Below are 19357 nucleotides of genomic sequence, written 5' to 3' on the forward strand. Positions count from 1 at the left end.
AGGTATTGTATCGGTCAAGGCTGGGTATCTTCATACTGTTGGTCTTAAACGAGACGGTACGGTGACAGCAGTGGGGAATGATAAACATAACCAGTGTGATGTGAGTGGCTGGATAGATATTGTAGCAATAGCGGCTGGTACGAATCATACAATCGGACTAAAATTAGACGGTACCGTGGTGGCCGTGGGCTGGAATGAGTATGGTCAATGTAACGTAAGCGATTGGCGCGATATTGTAGCGATAGCGGCTGGTTGTGCACATACAGTCGGACTAAAATCAGACGGCACGGTGGTCGCGGTAGGTAATAATGAATTTGGCCAATGTGATGTAGGTAGCTGGCGCGACATTCGGTCGCCTGGCAAATAGTCAATTTACAATAAATGATTAGTAATATTATTCTATTTTAGGAGTAATTATGGAATAGGATATGTAGAAAATAATTAAACTTAAATCTGCTGAATAAGAATCTCTTTTAAAAAGGGATTCTTATTATTTTTCGTAAAATGAGGGTCTAAATGGAATTTTTGAACAAACTTTCTTTCAAAATTACAGTAGAAGATATAAATAAAGTATAGAGGAGAATAAAGGAATGCTTAAAAGGTTTTTACTTTCTTTACCGGATGTTTTACTTATATGTATCGTTCTCTACATAACGTACACAAATTCTTTTAGTTTTGGACAGATGTTAGTAATTTCAATTGCAATCGGAATTATTGGTGGTCTTGCTATTAGAATTTGTAAGGATGTATTCATGTATATAAGGTGGACAATTAAACAAAGAAAAACTTGAATATGTTTAATTGTTATTAGGAGGGAATGAAATGACTAAGAAAAAGAATAGAGTGAAAAACGAGATAGTACTTTGGTCACTAACAGCAATTGTTCTGTTAATTGTATGGTACTTTTATCAAAAATAAAAACGCATCGTACTAAAAAAGCACGATGCGTTTTTATTATTTTTTTTGCCAATTTTCTTTAATAAAGTCTTCACGGCCAGATTCTTTTTGCTCAGTAGCATATTTCTCTGGATTCTTTTTATAGAAATGTTGGTGGTAGTCATCTGCTTCGTAAAAAGGTGCAGCAGGACGAATTTCAGTCACGATTGGATCTTTAAACATACTGCTTTCTGCAAGAGCTTGTTTTGATTTTTCAGCAAGCCCTTTTTGTGTTTCGTTATGATAAAAAATAGCGGTACGATAAGATGGACCACGGTCAAAGAATTGTCCGCCATCATCAGTTGGATCGATTTGTGGCCAATATAAGTCTAGTAATTTCTGATAAGGAAAAATAGAAGGATCGAATGTAATTTGAACAACTTCTAAATGTCCAGATGTTCCGGTTTTTACTTGTTCATATGTTGGGTTTTCTACATGACCTCCTGCATAGCCAGAAAGTACTTTATGAATACCAGGAAGTTCATCAAATGGTTTTACCATGCACCAAAAGCAACCGCCTGCGAAGGTTGCGAGTTCGTATGTTTTTTCGGACATTGCTGTAATCCTCCTAAATGTATATGTTTTATATAGTATTATATAAATTGTTTTATTGCGCAATAAAAAAGATTTGAAAATATATGTTTTTTATAAACAAGATCCTCCGCTCACATCAATTAATTGTCCAGTAACCCAGCGGCTGTCTGGAGAAGCAAGAAATGCAGCAGTATCGGCAATGTCTTCTACTTCACCTAAGCGATTGAAAGCGGAAATAGTAGTAGCGTACTGCTTCATCATCGGGTCGCTCAAGAGTTCTGCATTCATATCTGTTTTAATAAATCCTGGAAGTATTGCATTCACCGTTATTCCTCGTGCTCCAAGCTGTTTTGCTAGTGTAAAAGTCATTGTATTAATAGCGCCTTTCGTCATACTATATGCAACAAAATCAGGTAAAGAAATGCGGGTCGCAGCGGATGAAATATTAATAATTCGGCTATTGTCACGTAAACGTGGCAGTGCTTGTTGAATGATAAAGAATGGTGCTTTTGCATTTACTGAAAACATTCTATCAAAAAATTGTTCAGTCGTTTCTTCAATAAAAGCACCAGGACCAATGCCAGCATTGTTTATTAAAATATCAAATTGTGTTTCACCAGTGCGCTTTTGTAATTCAGTATCTAAAGCTTTATAAAGGTTTTCTACACCATGTAAGGATTCTAAATTTGCGCCGATAGAAAAAGCTTGGCCACCATTTGATTGAATTTCATGAACAGTTTCTTCAGCGTCATCTTTTCGATTACCGTAATGAACAGCAACCAATGCACCGTCATTTGCTAAACGTTTAGCGATCGCTCGTCCAATTCCTCGGCTTGCTCCTGTAACTAACGCTACTTTCCCTTTTAACATAGTTTTCTCATCTCCTCATAAATTTTTCTTTATGTAGTAGTGCAAACATACTTAAGCAATATATGAGTGTATGTAAGTAATTCATTCCAATTTTGATTTGAGAAAAAATAAATAGAATGAATTTAGATTTTTTTTGAAAAAACATGTTGACAAAGAAAAGAACAACGTCCTATAATACGTGTAACAAATAAAAGTTAATTAAAAATTTTCTAACTTTATATGTTGTATATGCAAAGAAGAGGAAAGTAGATGATTATGATCGTTTCAGAGAGCTACTCCAAGGCTGCGAGAGTAGTAACAATCAAATCATTGAAGATCACCTCGGAGCATCGCTTGCGAAAGGGAAACTGAGTAGAGGGCGGCGGCATCGTCTCCGGTAAAAGGACGGGGGTCTAATTGGACCTACGAAGCTTATATTTCGCGAGAAGTATAAGGAAGCTGAGTGGTAACGCGAAACTCTCGCCTCAGCAATCAAAGCTACTAAATTGTAGTAGTTGATTGCTGAGGCGAGAGTTTTTATTTTAGAAAATAGAATAAGAGAATGCGTGGAAGAGGAGAGTAAATGATAAAGATTGTTTCAGAGAGCTGCCCCGAGGCTGTGAGGGTGGTAACAATGCACTCATTGAAAATCACCTCGGAGCACTACTTTTGAAAATTAGTAAAAAGTAGCGGGTTTGTTCCCGATAGAAAAACAAAAGTCTAATTGGACTTGCAGAGCTTATATTTCGTGAGAAGTGTAAGGAAGCTGAGTGGTACCACGATTCCCTCGTCTCAGCAATGGATTGCTACAAGTATGTAAGTAATCGATTGTTGAGACGAGTATATTTTTAATATTTATATACTGAATATTCTGTAAAAAATACTCATCTCAGCAATCGATGTAGAAATAGATTGCAAAAAATAGAGAAAAAAAGAGGAGCGATGTGAGATGGGAAACCAGTACATTTACATGAATGGGGAATTTGTAGAAAAAGAAAAGGCAGTTGTTTCAGTATATGATCACGGCTTTTTATACGGAGACGGTGTATTTGAAGGGATTCGTAGTTACGGAGGAAATGTATTTTGTTTAAAAGAACATGTAAAACGATTATATGAATCGGCAAAATCTATTTTACTTACAGTCCCACTGACAGTTGACGAAATGGAAGAAGCAGTTTTACAAACGTTGCAAAAAAATGAGTATGCGGATGCTTACATTCGTTTAATTGTTTCACGAGGAAAAGGTGACTTAGGGCTCGACCCTAGAAGTTGTGTGAAACCGAGCGTTATTATCATTGCAGAACAATTAAAGTTATTCCCTCAGGAATTTTACGATAATGGATTAAGCGTTGTATCTGTTGCATCAAGACGTAATACGCCAGATGCATTAGATCCACGCATTAAGTCAATGAACTACTTAAATAACGTACTTGTAAAAATTGAAGCGGCACAAGCAGGAGTGTTAGAGGCTCTTATGTTAAATCAACAAGGATATGTTTGTGAAGGTTCTGGCGATAATGTTTTCGTTGTGAAAGATGGAAAAGTATTAACCCCACCATCCTATTTAGGAGCATTAGAAGGTATTACGAGAAATAGTGTTATCGAGCTATGTGAACGACTGAGTATTCCATGTGAGGAAAGACCATTCACTCGCCATGATGTATATGTAGCGGATGAAGTATTTTTAACAGGAACAGCAGCGGAGTTAATTCCAGTTGTAAAAGTTGATTCGAGAGAAATTGGAGATGGGAAACCAGGAAGTGTAACGAAACAATTGACCGAAGAATTTAAAAAATTAACGAGAGAAAGAGGAGTACGTGTTCCCGGGCTGACGGAAAGCTTAGCATAAATAAGGAGAGGAGTTAATTGAAATGAAGCAGCAGTATACAGCGTATGAGAAGTTACAGTGTGAAGAAATGACAGGCGCTGGGCACGTGATTCAATGTTTGAAGAAATTGGGTGTAACGACCGTTTTCGGCTATCCAGGCGGAGCGATCTTACCAGTATACAATGCGTTATACGAAAGTGGTTTGAAACATGTTTTAACTCGTCATGAACAAGCTGCCATTCATGCGGCTGAAGGATATGCGAGAGCTTCTGGAAAGGTCGGGGTAGTCTTTGCTACCTCTGGCCCAGGGGCGACAAATTTAGTTACCGGCTTAGCAGACGCTTATATGGATTCGATTCCTTTAGTTGTCATTACCGGCCAAGTTGCAACGCCTTTAATTGGTAAAGATGGATTTCAAGAAGCGGATGTTGTCGGAATTACAGTACCTGTTACGAAGCATAATTACCAAGTTCGTGATGTAAATCATGTATCACGAATTGTGCAAGAAGCTTTTTACATCGCCGAAAGCGGACGCCCGGGACCAGTATTAATCGATATTCCAAAAGATGTTCAAAATGCAAAAGTCACCAGTTTCTTTAATGAAGAAGTTGATATTCCGGGGTACAAACCAGAACTTGTACCAGACAGCATGAAACTTAGAGAGGTAGCTAAAGCAATTTCAAAATCAAAGCGTCCGCTTCTTTATATTGGGGGAGGTGTCATTCATTCAGGTGGATCCGATGAACTTTTTGAATTCGCAAGGGAGAACCGTATTCCAGTCGTTTCAACTTTAATGGGACTTGGTGCATATCCACCGGGAGATCCATTGTTTTTAGGGATGCTTGGTATGCATGGGACATACGCTGCTAATATGGCGGTAACAGAATGTGATTTACTACTTGCATTAGGTGTTCGCTTCGATGATCGTGTAACAGGAAAATTAGAACTTTTTTCTCCGCACTCGAAAAAAGTACATATTGATATTGATCCTTCTGAGTTTCATAAAAATGTAACTGTAGAGCATCCCATTGTTGGTGATGTGAAAAAAGCGTTACACATGTTGTTACATATGTCTATTTATACACAAACAGACGAATGGCTTCAGAAAGTAAAGGCATGGAAAGAAGAATATCCACTTTCTTATAAGCAAAAAGAATCTGAGTTAAAACCACAGCATGTGATCAACTTAGTAAGTGAATTAACGAATGGTGAAGCGATTGTCACAACAGAAGTAGGACAGCATCAAATGTGGGCTGCTCACTTCTATAAAGCAAGAAAACCTCGGACGTTCCTTACCTCTGGAGGATTAGGAACGATGGGGTTTGGTTTTCCAGCAGCAATTGGTGCTCAGCTAGCTAAAAAAGAAGAACTTGTCATTTGTATTGCAGGTGATGCTTCTTTTCAAATGAACATTCAAGAACTACAAACAATTGCTGAAAATAACATCCCTGTAAAAGTATTTATCATAAATAACAAATTTTTAGGGATGGTAAGGCAATGGCAAGAAATGTTTTATGAAAATCGTTTATCAGAATCAAAAATTGGATCGCCAGATTTTGTGAAAGTGGCAGAAGCTTATGGAGTGAAGGGATTAAGAGCGACAAATTCAACAGAGGCGAAACAAGTGATGTTAGAAGCATTTGCTCATGAAGGTCCTGCCGTAGTTGATTTTTGTGTAGAAGAAGGTGAAAACGTATTTCCGATGGTTCCGCCAAACAAAGGGAATAACGAAATGATTATGAAGAGGTGGGAAGAATGAGTCATACTTTTTCACTCGTTATTCATAACGAGCCAAGCGTCTTATTACGTATAAGTGGGATTTTTGCTCGGCGTGGTTATTATATTTCTTCTTTACATTTAAATGAAAGAGATACAAGTGGTGTTTCTGAAATGAAACTCACAGCAGTTTGTACTGAAAATGAAGCGACATTACTTGTTAGTCAGTTGAAAAAATTAATTGATGTACTGCAAGTAAATAAATTATAAGGAGTGTATGGAATATGAAAACATATTATGAGAAAGATGCAAATGTAGAGTTATTACAAGGAAAAACTGTTGCAGTAGTTGGTTATGGATCACAAGGTCATGCGCAAGCACAAAATTTACGTGATTCTGGTGTAGAAGTTGTAGTTGGTGTTCGTCCTGGTAAGTCGTATGAAGTAGCGAAAGCAGATGGATTTGAAGTAATGTCTGTTTCAGAAGCGGTTCGAACCGCACAAGTTGTACAAATGTTATTGCCAGATGAACAGCAAGCTTATGTGTATAAAGCAGAGGTAGAAGAGAATCTTCGTGAAGGACACATGTTACTTTTCTCACATGGATTTAATATTCACTTCGGACAAATTAACCCGCCAAGTTACGTAGATGTAGCGATGGTCGCGCCAAAAAGTCCAGGTCACCTCGTTCGTCGTGTATTTCAAGAAGGAAATGGTGTTCTGGCATTAGTGGCAGTACATCAAGATGCAACAGGAACAGCATTAAGTTTAGCTCTTGCGTATGCAAAAGGTGTAGGCTGTACACGTGCAGGCGTAATTGAAACGACATTCCAAGAAGAAACAGAGACGGATTTATTCGGAGAGCAAGCAGTGCTTTGCGGCGGGGTAACTGCGCTTGTGAAAGCTGGTTTTGAAACATTAACAGAAGGTGGATATCGACCTGAAATTGCATACTTTGAATGTTTGCATGAATTAAAGTTAATTGTTGATTTAATGTACGAAGGCGGTTTAACGAATATGCGCCATTCTATTTCAGATACGGCAGAGTTCGGAGATTATGTAACAGGATCGAGAATTGTTACAGATGAAACGAAGAAGGAAATGAAGCGTGTTTTGACAGAAATTCAGCAAGGTGAATTTGCGAAGAAATGGATTTTAGAAAATCAAGCAGGGCGTCCAACGTATAATGCGATGAAAAAAGCAGAGCGAAATCATCAGTTAGAAAAAGTAGGGGCAGAGCTTCGTGAAATGATGAGCTGGATTCATGCACCGAAAGAATTAGTGAAAAAATAGAGTAAGTGATTGTAAGTGAAAAATACGTAAGAGGGGATTTGACAAGATGAGAAGTGACATGATTAAAAAAGGTTTTGATAAAGCGCCGCACCGTAGTTTATTAAAAGCAACTGGTTTGAAAGATGAAGATTTTGATAAACCTTTCATAGCGATTTGTAATTCTTTTATTGAAATTATTCCAGGGCATAAGCACTTGAACGAGTTTGGGAAACTTGTAAAAGAGGCAGTTCGCGCGGCAGGTATGGTACCATTCGAATTCAATACGATTGGAGTTGACGATGGTATTGCGATGGGACATATCGGTATGCGTTATTCTCTTCCGAGTCGTGAAATTATTGCAGATTCAGTAGAAACGGTTGTAAATGCACACTGGTTTGACGGCATGATTTGTATCCCAAATTGTGACAAAATTACACCTGGTATGATGATGGCTGCACTACGTATTAACATTCCGACTGTGTTTGTTTCAGGCGGCCCGATGGCAGCAGGAAAAACATCTAAAGGAGAAGTTGTCGATTTAAGTTCTGTTTTTGAAGGAGTAGGAGCTTATCAATCTGGGAAAATTTCAGAAGAAGAATTAAAGGATATTGAAGATCATGGCTGTCCATCTTGTGGTTCTTGTTCCGGAATGTTTACGGCGAACTCTATGAACTGTTTATGTGAAGTGTTAGGTTTAGCTCTTCCTGGTAACGGGAGTATTTTAGCAATTGATCCAAGACGTGAAGAGTTAATTAAACAAGCAGCAGAGAAATTAAAAATTTTAATTGAAAGAGATATTAAACCAAGAGACATCGTAACGGAAGAAGCGATTGATGATGCGTTCGCGCTTGATATGGCAATGGGTGGATCAACGAATACAGTATTGCACACATTAGCTCTCGCACAAGAAGCGGGTTTAGATTACGATATGAATCGCATTGATGCCGTTTCAAGACGTGTACCACATTTATGTAAAGTAAGCCCTGCTTCCAATTGGCACATGGAAGATATTGATCGAGCGGGCGGGATTAGTGCAATTTTGAAAGAGATAAGCCGAAAAGAAGGGGTGCTTCATCTAGACCGAATAACGGCTACCGGGCAGACGTTAAGAGAAAACATTGCTCATGCAGAGATTAAAGATAAGGAAGTTATTCATTCTCTCGAAAACCCTCATAGTGAAGAAGGGGGATTACGTATATTAAAAGGAAACCTTGCGAAAGATGGAGCGGTTATTAAAAGCGGTGCAACAGAGGTAAAGCGTTTTGAAGGACCTTGCGTTATTTTTAATTCACAAGATGAGGCGCTTGCGGGCATTATGCTTGGAAAAGTGAAGAAAGGCGATGTAGTTGTTATTCGCTATGAAGGACCAAGAGGTGGCCCTGGTATGCCAGAGATGTTAGCGCCAACTTCAGCGATTGCTGGAATGGGATTAGGTGCAGATGTTGCGCTATTAACGGATGGTCGTTTCTCGGGTGCTTCACGTGGTATTTCAGTAGGACATATTTCACCAGAAGCAGCTGCGGGTGGAACGATTGCACTTCTTGAACAAGGGGATATTGTATGTATTGATGTTGAAGAACGCTTGCTAGAAGTAAGAGTTAGTGATGAAGAATTAGATAAGCGTAAAAAAGAATGGAAACGACCAGAAGCGAAAGTGAAAACTGGCTGGCTTGGACGTTATGCACAGATGGTAACATCGGCGAATACAGGTGCAGTTCTAAAAATCCCGGATTTTGATTGAGCCAATTTAAAAGAGATAAGGATGATATATAATGGTGCAGAAGGTAAAGGAGAGAGTGAAAATTGAAGATATCTTAATGGCTCATAATTGCATGAAAGATATCGTTATTAAAACACCGTTACAACGTGATACAGTTTTATCTGAGAAATATGATTGTGACGTTTATGTAAAACGAGAAGACTTACAATTGATTCGCTCTTTCAAAATTCGTGGTGCGTACAATTTAATTCAAAGTTTATCAAAAGAACAATTACAAAACGGTGTTGTATGCGCGAGCGCTGGTAATCATGCGCAAGGAGTTGCTTATACGTGTAATTTATTGAAGATTGCGTCAAAAATCTTCATGCCGACGACAACACCTAAACAAAAAGTATCACAAGTACAATTTTTCGGTGGTGATTTTGCGGAAATCGTATTAGTTGGTGATACATTTGATAGCTCTTTCCAAGAAGCGCAGCGCTATTGTGAAGAAAATAGAATGACGTTCGTTCATCCGTTTGATGATCCGTATGTAGTTGCTGGTCAAGGGACAGTTGCAGTTGAAATTATGCATGATATGGAGAAATCGGTTGACTATATCTTTACGGCAATCGGCGGTGGTGGGTTAGCATCAGGTGTTGGTACATATGTGAAAGGTGTTAGTCCTGCTACAAAGGTTATTGGTGTAGAGCCGATGGGAGCTGCATCTATGAAAGAGGCTTTTCTTCAAAATGAAAATGTCGCATTAGAGAAAATAGATAGTTTTGTTGATGGGGCAGCTGTTAAAAAAGTAGGAAAGTTAACATTTGAAACTTGTAAAGATGTAATTGATGACATTGTTTTAGTACCAGAGGGAAAAGTTTGTACGACGATTTTAGAACTGTATAAGAAAAATGCAATTGTAGCTGAACCGGCTGGTGCACTATCTATTGCAGCGCTTGATTTATATAGAGATGAAATAAAGGGTAAAACAGTTGTATGCACGCTAAGTGGTGGAAATAACGATATTGATAGAATGCAAGAAATGAAAGAACGTTCGCTCATTTACGAAGGATTAAAACATTACTTCATTATTGAATTCCCGCAACGTTCAGGTGCGCTAAGAGAATTTCTTGATAAAGGATTAGGACCAGAAGATGATATTACGCGCTTTGAATACATTAAGAAACATAATAAAGAAAATGGTCCAGCGTTAGTCGGCGTAGAGTTGAAACATAAAGAAGATTATGAGCAATTAATTACTCGCTTTAAAGAAAATAATATTCAATTTATGGAGCTTAATAAAAATCCCATCTTGTTTGATTTACTTATTTAATAGAAGGAAAGGGATAACATACGGTTTTACTAGAAATAAAAAAGATAGATATAAGCAGTAGAAACGCTACTTGTATCTATCTTTTTATAGTTAAACTAAATATTTTCCATATTCAAGAAGGATAAAGCTAGTTAACCAAAAGAGTATCGCAATACGAATGATTACATACATAGTAAATTCAAAGGTAGTAAGTTTTCGTTCGCGTTTTATTTTTTTTAGAAGTCTAACAGAGAAAATTGAACATAAAAGTAGAACGGCTATAGATATTTTATAAATATTCTCTAACAAACTTACATTTTCTAATAAGTCTTTCAGCATGTTCATTACCTATTCTGTAATGTATGTTACAGAGAAATAGATCTTGAGCTGTCTAGTTTCGTTTGTTTTTTATTTTCCCTGTAGCATCAATTTCTACATCAGTTGAAATTGTTTGTAAATATTGAAGAGCTTTTTTCTTTTCTTCCTCATTTACAGGGGAAACTTGGTTGTTACGAATGATGTAAGGATTGAATGACATTTGTACATCCTTTCCTTTAAAAGTTAAAGTTAATACGCCAGTTTCGGCGCTTTTCCCACTCACATAACTTGGGAATAAAAAGTTACCTAATGAATAAGCGATAGGAACTTTATTATAATACTCAAATCCTTGTAACCAATGCGGGTGACTCCCGACAATCGCGTCAGCTCCTGCTTCAACCATTTTAGGTACATATTGTTTTTGGTATTCTACTGGACGATTTGATTTTTCAACGCCCCAATGCATATAGACGATTAAATAGTCTGCATCTTGTTTTTGCTCTTTAATTGTTTTTGTTACGAGATTTAAATCATATCCGTTTGCAACACCAGGTTTATTGTTACCAGCTACCCAGTTCGTATCAGGCATAAATCGAACGAAGGAAAGAAATTTGAACTTTTTCCCTTTTACAGTCATTTCTCGTGCTGTATATGCATCTTTTGCATTTTTTCCGGCTCCGATATAAGGGAATTTTAATTTTTCTACGTGAGAAATCGTGTCTAATAATCCATCTTGCCCATAATCAAGTGTATGGTTATTTCCGATATTTACGATGTCATATCCAGTGTTTTTTATAGCTTGTAGCGTGGATGGATCACTTTTAATCCAAAACAGTTGTCCAGGAGCTTTCTTTTCTCTCGTTGTAAATGCTGACTCTAAATTAACGAAAGAAATATCAGCTTTTGTTATTTCTTCTTTTACATGTTGGAATGGATAATCAGCCCCATTTTTTTCGATTACAGGACGTAATTGCCAATCGAACATTGTATCACCAGAGAAAGTGAGTGTAATTTCCGGGTCTTCTATTTTCTTTTCACTTGTTGAAGCGGTTTTACTAGATTTGTTTTGCAAATCGGGTTTGTCTTTCGCTTTTGAAGTAAAAGAGTAGTTAATTAATAAAACAATTGGTGTAATGCAAAAGGCTATTAACAGAAATCGTTTTAGTAAAGTTTTCATAAATACCGTCCCTTTTGAATTTATACCGCAATTTGTGGGCAATAAAACTCACGTTAATTAAAGTTTCACATTATGTATTACTACAAAAAAAATTGCGGTTTATGTTGTGGAAAACATTTGTTAATATTCTTAATATTAAGTTAACATATAGATAACCTGTAAATCAATGTATAAACCAAAATATAGAAATAAAGAATTCGAAGGGTGAAGAATAAGAAATGGTTATATTAGGAGCAGTTGTAAATGGGATTTGTATTATATTTGGTACTTTACTAGGTAAATTATTTAGTAGGATTCCAGAAAGTATGAAGGGAACAATTATGCATGCAATCGGTTTAGCGGTTACTGTACTTGGGCTTCAAATGGCATTGAAAAGTGAAAATTTTCTTGTTGTCATACTAAGTTTAGTGATTGGTACCGTCATCGGGGAATGGCTACAATTAGAGAGAAAGTTAAAACATTTAGGGGATTGGCTAGAAAATAAAGTTGGATCAAAAGGGAAAGGGAGCATATCAGAAGGCTTTGTAACTGCTACTTTAATTTTTGCAATAGGTGCGATGGGCATACTTGGTGCACTCGACAGCGGGATTCGTGGCAATCATGATATTTTATTTACAAAGGCGATTATCGATGGATTTATTTCTATTATATTAACGACAACTTTAGGAATTGGTGTAGTATTTTCGGCGATTCCAGTTATTTTATACGAAGGAGGGATTGCGGTTTTTGCAACACAAATTAATAGTTTGGTCCCGAAAGAATTAATGAATCAATTTATAGTGGAAATGACAGCTACAGGTGGTATTATGATAGCCGCTATTGGATTGAACTTACTTGGTGTTATTAAAATTAAGGTGGCAAATTTATTGCCAGGTATATTGGTAGTTGGAATAATCGTTTCACTTATTTATGGTTACGGTTTACTAGTAAAGTAATAGGGGATGGAGATACATATGGAGGAGTATAAATTTACAAAACGTGTTCATAACATATTGAAGATTGCAGCAGAAGAGGCAGAAAGTAATATCATTCAACCAGCTCATCTGTTTATCGGTATGTGTAAAGAAGGTACTGGAGTTTGTAGCGAGTTGTATATGTATTTGTTCCGTAAAGTGGGGATAGAGTTTTCAGAAAAACTTTCAATACGAAAACAATACGACTCACCGTATCAAGAGTATGAAAAAATAGGACAATATAAGGTATCTTATAAGGTGCTAGAAATTTTACAAATAGCGAAGAAACGTATGGAACGTTTCCAGCAAGTAATAATGAATGAAGGACATGTTATATATGCACTATTTCATGTAGATACGTTTATTGGAAATGTACAAATAAAAAAAGATATATTACGTATTATAGCTGAGCCAAGAGATTTAGCGGTCGATCTAAAATGTTTTGTTCCTACTTATAATCACTTAATTTGTACTGTTAGAAAGGCTAGCCCTTCTGATTTTGAAAAATTAGCAAGTTTTGTTAAAGAGGAATTTGGTGAACGTTGGTTACATTCAATAGAGTATGGATTTCGTACATATAAAGATAATTTACCTATTTATATAGCAGAACAAGAAGAAGTGATAGTAGGTTTCGCTTGTTATGATGTAGTGAGAGGAAAGAAGGGATTGTTTGGTCCAATGGGCACAGCGAAAAAAAATCGTGTGAATGGTGTAGGGAAGCAATTGTTATATCGTTGTTTACATAGTATGAAGAAAGAAGGATATGAATACGCAATTATTGGACAAGCAGGTCCGGTTGAGTTTTATGAGCGATGTTGTAATGCACGTTTAATACCGGTAGAGAGTAATTAACCAACTCCATATATGGGAGTTGGTTTTTTTATGAAAATAATGTAGAGATGTAGTGATTTTCACTAGAAAATAGCGGGTTTTGTAGTGGATTTTACAAATAAAGCAAATTACTAAACTTTTTACAAGAAAGGGTGTAGAATGGGTATCTAAAGAAAGAAGGTGTGAAAATGGCCAGCTGGAAACGAAATTTGATGATTTGTTGGCTAGGTTGTTTTACCACTGCAGCCGGTATGAGTTTAGTAATTCCTTTTTTATCTTTTTATATTGAGGAATTAGGAGTAACTGGCACTTCAAGTATTGCACAGTGGTCGGGACTTACATTTGGTGTAACATTTTTAATGGGTGCGATCGTATCACCAATATGGGGAAAGCTTGGTGATATACATGGACGGAAATTGATGCTTATTCGTGCGAGCCTTGGTATGGCGATTATTATGACGCTTATGGGGTTTGTAACGGACGTGTATCAACTAGTCGCACTAAGATTTTTGATGGGAGCGGTATCTGGTTTCCTTTCAACGGCGATGACATTTATTGCAGCAGAAACTCCGAAAGAGCATTCAGGTTGGGCAATTTCCACAATTTCAACTGGGGGCGTGAGCGGTTCTTTACTTGGCCCTTTACTTGGAGGATATTTGTCTGAGTTAATTGGAATGCGCCATGTTTTTCTTGTTACAGGAGCTTTTTTATTCCTTTCTTTTCTCATCGTTTTTTTCTTCCTACATGAAGAGAATCACTCCGCTCAAGCAAAAAAAGTACAACCGAAAAAAGTATGGACGATGGTTCCATCAAAGCATTTAATTATTAGTTTATTTGTAACAACATTTATTATTCAACTTGCGAACATGTCAATTCAACCTATTATTACATTGTATGTAAAGAATTTAGAAGGCCCAGGAACAGCTCATATTGAAATGATTGCAGGTGCAGTCATGTCTGCGACAGGTTTAGCTATTATTATGGCAGCTCCTAAGCTAGGTAGATTATCAGATCAAATTGGTCCTCAAAAAACGTTAGTTGTAGCGTTGTTTGCTGCAGGAATTATTTTTATCCCGCAAGCATTTGTAACCTCAGCTTGGCAACTATTAATTCTTCGATTTTTATTAGGTATCGCACAAGCAGGATTATTACCTTCCGTACAAACTCTACTAAAACAACATACACCAACCCATGTAACGGGACGAATATTTGGATATAATCAATCGTTTCAGTTTTTAGGAAATATGATTGGACCAGTACTTGGTGGACAAATTGCAGCACATGCGGGCTTCCAATATGTTTTCTTCTCTACATCATCACTATTATTTATTGCGTGCATTTGGGTTTATTTTCATAATAAGAACGAAGAGGTATCAGAGAAACGACATTTGGAAGTTAGTTAACTAAGTGAATGAAAAAGAAGAGGATGAAGCAACGATTGCTTCATCCTTTTCTTTAAAATTGAAGACAAAGATAACTTAATGTACCCATCTCATAACTGCGGTGAATGACTTCACCGTTATTTTCACCGCTTCCCATAGCGATAAATAAAGGAACAAAATGCTCTGCTCTTGGTACTGCTAATTGTGCATGAGGGGCATTGTTCTCCCAATTAAATAATGCATCTTTATCAGTAGTCTGCATATGTTTAATAATCCAATCATCAAATTCAATTGCCCATTGTTCGGGTGTCGTTTGATTCCATTTCAAAGCTCGTAAGTTATGAACAGTAACACCGCTACCGATTATTAAAATATCTTCTTGTCCAAGCCCTTTAAGTGCTTCTCCAATCTTAAATTGCTCTTTTGCAGGAAGGAATGGATTGACTGAAATTTGGACGACAGGAATATTTGCTTCTGGATACATGCGGTGCAGAAGAGTCCATGAGCCATGATCTAAACCTCTCGTCATATTATGATGGACTGGAATACCTTTGTTTTTAAATTTTGTTTCTAACATAGATGCAATGTTAGAAGAACCTTTCGCACGATATTTGATTTCGTATAACTCAGGAGGAAAACCTCCAAAATCATAAATTGTTTCATATTCGTTATCTGATGAAGAAATCGTTAATGCTTCACTTTCCCAATGAGCAGTGAAAATAATAATCGCTTTCGGTTTATATGTTGCTCCAAGTGTTTTTAAAAACCTTGTATAGTCTGTATCTTGAATAGCAAGCATCGGTGATCCGTGTGCTAAAAATAATGATGGCATCATAATAGAAACCTCCCAAAAAATATAATAATTACTTTATGTAAGTAACTATATAATCTTATTTCAAATTCGTCAACATAATAGTTATTGAGCTAATTGGAAAAGTGCGGCATTTGTCATAATGAAAGCAATTGCATATAATACATAATAAGAATAATGAATGGATATTCATTTTTTGATATACATAATAGAGTTGGGGGCTGACGAAATGAACGTACAGGAAAGTTTCGTTACGGCATTGGATGGATCGGAAATTTATTTACGTAAGTGGCTACCAGAAAGAGATCCGCGAGGAATTATTCAAATTGCACATGGTATGACAGAACATGCAGGTGTTTATACAGACTTTATTGCTGCGTTATTAAAAGCAGGGTATGGTGTTTATGCACATGATCATAAAGGTCATGGGAAAACAGTGAAAAGAGAAGAAGATTATGGTCATTTTAAACCAAATGTAGGTTGGAATGAGGCTGTTTCTGATGTTATTTTTGTATCAGAAACGATAAGAAAAGAGCAGACATGCCCGTTATTTTTACTTGGACATAGTATGGGTTCTTTTTTATCAAGACGTGCTGTACAACTGAAAGGTGAATTATATGATGGATTCCTTATTTCAGGAACTGGTGGAAATCCAGGGATTTTAGGAAGTATCGGTCATAAAGTAGCGACAATTGAGATGAAATTACGCGGGGAAAAAACGAAAAGTCCAATGTTAAATTTTTTATCTTTCGGAAACTTCAATTCGAACTTTAAGCCAAATCGTACAAAATTTGATTGGTTATCTTCAGATAATAATCAAGTTGATAAATATATTGCGGATCCGTTATGTGGTTTCATTTGTACGACGAGTTTTTACCGAGAATTATTTTCTGGAGTATTAGAAGTAAATAAACTAGAAGAATACAAGAAGACGCCAAAAAATCTTCCAATACATATATTCTCTGGTGATCGTGATCCTGTTGGCGATATGGGGAAAGGTGTAATAGAAGTATATGAAAACTATAAAAAATGTGGTATGAAAGACGTGACACTACGTTTATATGAAAATGGTAGACATGAAATGTTTCATGAAGTAAATAAGGATGAAGTATTTAAAGATTTAATTTCGTGGTTAGATGCGCATAATGGATAAGAAAAAACCTCACTTCATGCTGAAGTGAGGTTTTTTGAAAAACTGGAGGTATGGTTATGAGTGAATTTGTAAATAAAGAATATGTAGAAATAAATTTTCAAGATGTTAAGAATAATTTCTACTCAACCTTTTTATAAAGCAACAGATGCCTGTTCATAATAGTAGTATAATAGTGAATGAGGTGTTAATAGAATGGAAGATAGAACGTTAGGTTTATTACTAGATGTTGTTGGGGAATTATTTTCAGATGAAATTTCAATTGCTGTTTCAAATACGAAAGAATATATTTACTATCGGCCAAGTAAACGAATTGATTTAAAGATTAGTGTCGGGGATCCTATAAAGGAAGGAACGATTGCTCATAAAGCGATGGTGATGAACCAAAAAACCTCTGAGTTTATTAATCGGGATGTTTTTGGTATTCCTTATCATGGAATGGCTGTACCATTTTCAAACAATGGAAAGCTTGAAGGGTGCGTAACGGCAATTTATCCAGCTTTAACGGATGGAAAGTCAGTTGTTACTTTAAAAACAACAGACGGCTGGATTCCGGTTCCTTTTTCAAAGGTTATGTATTTAGAGGCTAAAGATAAAAAGACGTATGTGAATTCAGAAGAGTTATCAGGAACACATAAATACTCTCTGCAAGAATTCGAATACTTGCTTCCGAAAGATTCATTTATTAGATGTCATCGTTCGTTTATTGTAAATGTTAATCATATTAAAGCGATTTATCCTGATACCCATTCTACTTTTGTACTTTCAATGGATAATGGTGAGAGAGTACCAGTTAGTCAATCGTACGCTAGTTATTTCCGTAAGCTTCTAGGATTCTAAGTTTTTCTGCTTTAGAACCTAGATTTGCTGTTCTGTCTGAATTTTCGGCATTGTATACTAAAATCCCTATTTTGATAGTGTTAATGTGTAAAATAATTATGAATATTCAATGAGAGAGGGATTACATATGGAGAATAACTTAGATAGAATCAGAGATCAACGTCTAAAAGATCGGGTAGTTACACCTGAGGAAGCAGCTTCCTGGATTCAAAGTGGAATGACTTTAGGCTTAAGTGGGTTTACACGTGCAGGTGATGTAAAAGCAGTCCCATTTGCGCTTGTAAACCGAGTTAAGAATGATGAATCTTTTAAAGTAAATGTTTATACTGGGGCTTCTTTAGGCTCGGATGTAGACAAATTATTTGCTGAGGCAGGAATTTTAGGGAAAAGATTACCTTTCCAAGCTGACGCGACTATGCGAAAAGGAATTAATAACGGAGACTTTTTATTTGTGGATCAACATTTGTCTCATACAGCAGAGTTACTCCGCGCTGACGTTCTGGATATAGATTTCGCTATTTTGGAAGCGGTTGCGATTACAGAGGACGGAATGATTATTCCAACCACTTCAATTGGAAATTCCTTAGCGTTTTCCTTAAATGCTAAGTCTATTATTATTGAAATGAATATGGCTCAATCCGCGCAATTAGAGGGGCTACATGATCTATATGAACCAGGTAAACAAGGAGAGAGGCTGCCAATTCCGCTTGTGAAAACAGATGACCGAATTGGAACAATTGGTATTCAAATTGATCCTGAAAAAGTAAAGGGAATTGTGTTTACGAATCAATTGGATTCGCCATCGACAATTGTTCCTCCGGATGAAGAAACTGTTATTATGGCACAGCATTTAATAGAATTCCTTCGAGAAGAAGTCAAAGTAGGCCGATTAACAAATCGTTTAGCGCCGTTACAATCAGGAATTGGTTCAGTGGCTAATGCAGTATTGCACGGAATGTTAGATTCAGAATTTGAAGATTTAGAAGTATATTCCGAGGTTTTACAAGATGCAGTTTTTGATCTTATGGATGCTGGAAAAGTCAATTTTGCTTCTTGTTGTTCTATCACGCTTTCTGAAGAGAAAATGCAACAAGTATTTTCTAACTTTGAAAAATATCGTGACAAATTAATGATGCGTCCACAAGAGATTTCCAATCATCCTGAAATTATTCGTCGCCTTGGATTAATCTCAATTAATACTGCATTAGAATTAGATATATACGGAAATGTTAACTCTACTCACGTTTTAGGTACAAAAATGATGAATGGTATTGGTGGGTCTGGTGATTTTGCAAGAAATGCTCGCTTAGCTATCTTTGTTACTAAATCGATTGCGAAAGGTGGTAACATTTCAAGCATCGTTCCTTTTATTTCTCATGTAGACCATACTGAACATGATGTAGATGTTATCGTCACTGAACAGGGGTATGCTGACTTAAGGGGACTTGCGCCAAGAGAAAGAGTGGAACTTATTATTGAGAATTGCGTACATCCAATGTATCGTGCCCAGCTACGAGCTTATTACGAAGAAGCAAAAACAAGAGGTGGACAAACTCCTCATATTTTAGAAAAAGCTTTTTCTTGGCATACGAACTATGCTAAAAATGGAACAATGCTTGAAGCGGTAGTAGAAACTGTATAGGTGTGTATCGTACGAAATAGTAAAACGAATGAGTGAGCTTGAAGATTAAATTTTAGAAAAAGAGAACGCCGACTTTTAGGGATGGCGTTCTTTTTCTTTAAATAA

The 19357-nt window shown here is 36.6% G+C and carries 19 protein-coding genes and 2 other annotated features; of the genes, 14 read left to right on the top strand and 5 right to left on the bottom strand.

Features of this window, described 5'->3' with window-relative positions:
• Window positions 1-367, top strand: a 367-nt coding sequence (locus MR160_RS06195; RefSeq protein WP_481746732.1) for an RCC1 domain-containing protein, incomplete at its 5' end; no start/stop codon positions are given.
• 223 nt (window positions 368-590) lie between these two features.
• Window positions 591-791: a hypothetical protein gene (locus tag MR160_RS06200; protein ID WP_000919318.1), complete on the top strand. Its 201-nt coding sequence runs from the start codon at window positions 591-593 to the stop codon at window positions 789-791.
• Between the two features lie 163 nt (window positions 792-954).
• Here MR160_RS06200 and msrA read toward each other — a convergent pair whose 3' ends face one another.
• Together msrA and MR160_RS06210 are read right to left on the bottom strand one after the other, a co-directional pair.
• Window positions 955-1491, bottom strand: coding sequence for a peptide-methionine (S)-S-oxide reductase MsrA (msrA, locus tag MR160_RS06205; protein ID WP_001291894.1), 537 nt, complete (start codon window positions 1489-1491; stop codon window positions 955-957).
• Between the two features lie 90 nt (window positions 1492-1581).
• The gene (locus MR160_RS06210; RefSeq protein ID WP_000911802.1) at window positions 1582-2340 is read right to left on the bottom strand and encodes an SDR family oxidoreductase; all 759 of its coding nucleotides are present in this window, start codon (window positions 2338-2340) and stop codon (window positions 1582-1584) included.
• Window positions 2341-2564: 224 nt separating this feature from the next.
• Window positions 2565-2810: a binding site (T-box leader), on the top strand.
• A 67-nt stretch (window positions 2811-2877) separates the two neighbouring features.
• Window positions 2878-3117, top strand: a binding site (T-box leader).
• Between the two features lie 151 nt (window positions 3118-3268).
• Between MR160_RS06210 and ilvE the strand changes: the two genes are divergently transcribed.
• From ilvE to ilvA, 6 genes are read left to right on the top strand one after another with little or no spacing between them, the layout of a single operon-like run.
• Complete coding sequence (gene ilvE / locus MR160_RS06215; RefSeq protein WP_000528163.1) at window positions 3269-4168, top strand: branched-chain-amino-acid transaminase; 900 nt, start codon at window positions 3269-3271, stop codon at window positions 4166-4168.
• A gap of 22 nt (window positions 4169-4190) precedes the next feature.
• Window positions 4191-5906, top strand: coding sequence for an acetolactate synthase large subunit (ilvB, locus tag MR160_RS06220; protein ID WP_000813470.1), 1716 nt, complete (start codon window positions 4191-4193; stop codon window positions 5904-5906).
• Window positions 5903-6133, top strand: coding sequence for an ACT domain-containing protein (locus MR160_RS06225; RefSeq protein WP_000019916.1), 231 nt, complete (start codon window positions 5903-5905; stop codon window positions 6131-6133). The genes ilvB and MR160_RS06225 overlap by 4 nt, the downstream gene beginning before the upstream one ends.
• A gap of 14 nt (window positions 6134-6147) precedes the next feature.
• Window positions 6148-7155 (top strand): ketol-acid reductoisomerase, encoded by a 1008-nt coding sequence (ilvC, locus tag MR160_RS06230; protein WP_242297107.1) that lies wholly within the window; start codon window positions 6148-6150, stop codon window positions 7153-7155.
• 46 nt (window positions 7156-7201) lie between these two features.
• Window positions 7202-8875 carry a dihydroxy-acid dehydratase gene (gene ilvD / locus MR160_RS06235; protein WP_001255811.1) on the top strand — a complete coding sequence of 558 codons (1674 nt, stop codon included), beginning with the start codon at window positions 7202-7204 and terminating at the stop codon, window positions 8873-8875.
• Window positions 8876-8906: 31 nt separating this feature from the next.
• Window positions 8907-10169: a threonine ammonia-lyase IlvA gene (gene ilvA, locus MR160_RS06240; protein ID WP_000250342.1), complete on the top strand. Its 1263-nt coding sequence runs from the start codon at window positions 8907-8909 to the stop codon at window positions 10167-10169.
• 90 nt (window positions 10170-10259) lie between these two features.
• Here ilvA and MR160_RS06245 read toward each other — a convergent pair whose 3' ends face one another.
• On the bottom strand, window positions 10260-10487 hold the full coding sequence (locus MR160_RS06245) for a hypothetical protein (protein ID WP_000910225.1): 228 nt from the start codon (window positions 10485-10487) through the stop codon (window positions 10260-10262).
• Window positions 10488-10539: 52 nt separating this feature from the next.
• Window positions 10540-11643, bottom strand: coding sequence for a CapA family protein (locus tag MR160_RS06250; protein WP_000854495.1), 1104 nt, complete (start codon window positions 11641-11643; stop codon window positions 10540-10542).
• A gap of 218 nt (window positions 11644-11861) precedes the next feature.
• Here MR160_RS06250 and MR160_RS06255 point away from each other — a divergent pair, with 218 nt between their 5' ends.
• The 3 genes from MR160_RS06255 (at window position 11862) to MR160_RS06265 (ending at window position 14830) form a co-directional block, all read left to right on the top strand.
• The gene (locus tag MR160_RS06255; protein ID WP_000236049.1) at window positions 11862-12578 is read left to right on the top strand and encodes a DUF554 domain-containing protein; all 717 of its coding nucleotides are present in this window, start codon (window positions 11862-11864) and stop codon (window positions 12576-12578) included.
• An 18-nt stretch (window positions 12579-12596) separates the two neighbouring features.
• Window positions 12597-13448: a GNAT family N-acetyltransferase gene (locus MR160_RS06260; RefSeq protein ID WP_000393444.1), complete on the top strand. Its 852-nt coding sequence runs from the start codon at window positions 12597-12599 to the stop codon at window positions 13446-13448.
• Window positions 13449-13615: 167 nt separating this feature from the next.
• Window positions 13616-14830, top strand: coding sequence for a multidrug efflux MFS transporter (locus MR160_RS06265; protein ID WP_000179323.1), 1215 nt, complete (start codon window positions 13616-13618; stop codon window positions 14828-14830).
• A gap of 52 nt (window positions 14831-14882) precedes the next feature.
• Here MR160_RS06265 and MR160_RS06270 read toward each other — a convergent pair whose 3' ends face one another.
• Entirely contained in the window at window positions 14883-15644 is a 762-nt protein-coding gene (locus MR160_RS06270) for a DODA-type extradiol aromatic ring-opening family dioxygenase (protein WP_000982885.1), read from the bottom strand.
• A 205-nt stretch (window positions 15645-15849) separates the two neighbouring features.
• Between MR160_RS06270 and MR160_RS06275 the strand changes: the two genes are divergently transcribed.
• The 3 genes from MR160_RS06275 (at window position 15850) to MR160_RS06285 (ending at window position 19252) form a co-directional block, all read left to right on the top strand.
• Window positions 15850-16773 carry an alpha/beta hydrolase gene (locus tag MR160_RS06275; protein ID WP_001102606.1) on the top strand — a complete coding sequence of 308 codons (924 nt, stop codon included), beginning with the start codon at window positions 15850-15852 and terminating at the stop codon, window positions 16771-16773.
• Between the two features lie 192 nt (window positions 16774-16965).
• On the top strand, window positions 16966-17610 hold the full coding sequence (locus MR160_RS06280; protein ID WP_000390209.1) for a LytTR family DNA-binding domain-containing protein: 645 nt from the start codon (window positions 16966-16968) through the stop codon (window positions 17608-17610).
• A gap of 127 nt (window positions 17611-17737) precedes the next feature.
• Window positions 17738-19252, top strand: coding sequence for an acetyl-CoA hydrolase/transferase family protein (locus MR160_RS06285; protein WP_000429818.1), 1515 nt, complete (start codon window positions 17738-17740; stop codon window positions 19250-19252).
• Window positions 19253-19357 lie beyond the last annotated feature (105 nt).

Source organism: Bacillus cereus group sp. BfR-BA-01382, from assembly GCF_022663475.1.
Lineage (GTDB): Bacteria > Bacillota > Bacilli > Bacillales > Bacillaceae_G > Bacillus_A > Bacillus_A thuringiensis_S.